The organism is Bradyrhizobium sp. LeoA1Lang (assembly GCF_055413685.1).
The window spans coordinates 1-780 of the sequence record NZ_JBVAPG010000450.1; the positions used below are offsets into that span (position 1 = coordinate 1).

General features: G+C 61.0%; 1 protein-coding gene. It reads right to left on the reverse strand.

Going from position 1 to position 780, the window contains the following annotated elements; genetic code table 11:
• Positions 1-17 precede the first annotated feature (17 nt).
• Positions 18-769 (reverse strand): IS5 family transposase gene (locus ACZYOF_RS44085; RefSeq protein WP_282532799.1). Its coding sequence is split into 2 segments (ribosomal slippage): positions 18-439 and positions 439-769, totalling 753 coding nucleotides; the frame shifts between segments, so codons are not numbered across the junction.
• Positions 770-780: the final 11 nt, after the last annotated feature.

Consider the following 780-nt stretch of genomic DNA (forward strand, 5'->3'; position numbering starts at 1 on the left):
CTAGGGTCTGTTGGGATTCATCGGGAGTTTATCACGGCAGCGGTCAGATGGATCATGGCTGCGAAGCTTTGATCTGTCTTGTCTGCGCGCAGCGCGATGCGCTTGAATTCCTTGAGCTTGCAGAAGAAGTTTTCGATCAGATGCCGCCATTTGTACATCTCCTCGTCGATGGCGAGAGGTTTGGCGCGGCGCGGATGCTGGGAGATGACGGCCTTGGCGCCGCGTTCGTCGAGATCGGCGATGATGGCGTTGCTGTCGAACGCCTTGTCAGCGATCAGCGCACCGAAGGCTACCCCTTCGATGAGTGGCGGAACGCCGACCGTGTCGAAGCGCTGTCCGGGCAGCAGCACGAAACGCACCAGATTGCCGAGCGCATCGGTGAGCGCCAGGATTTTGGTGGTCATGCCGCCTTTCGAACGGCCGATGGCCTGGCTCTGAGTCCCCCTTTTGCGCCCTGTCCGTGGCGGTGGACCTTGACGATGGTGGCGTCGACCATGGCGTACTCCATGTCCGGCTCGTCCGAGACCGCCTCGAACAGGCGCTTCCACACGTCCGCCTTCACCCAGTCCCGGAAACGCGTATACACGCTGTTCCAGTGACCGAAAGCGCGCGGCAGATCGCGCCATGGACTGCCCGTGCGGGCGATCCATAACACCGCCTCAACAAACAGCCGGTTGTCCTTGCCGCTGCGGCCAGGATCGCTCGGCTTGCCGAGACAAAGCGGCTCCATCTTCGCCCATTGGCCGTCAGTCAAAACGAATCGTTCCATCCAAAGCTTGA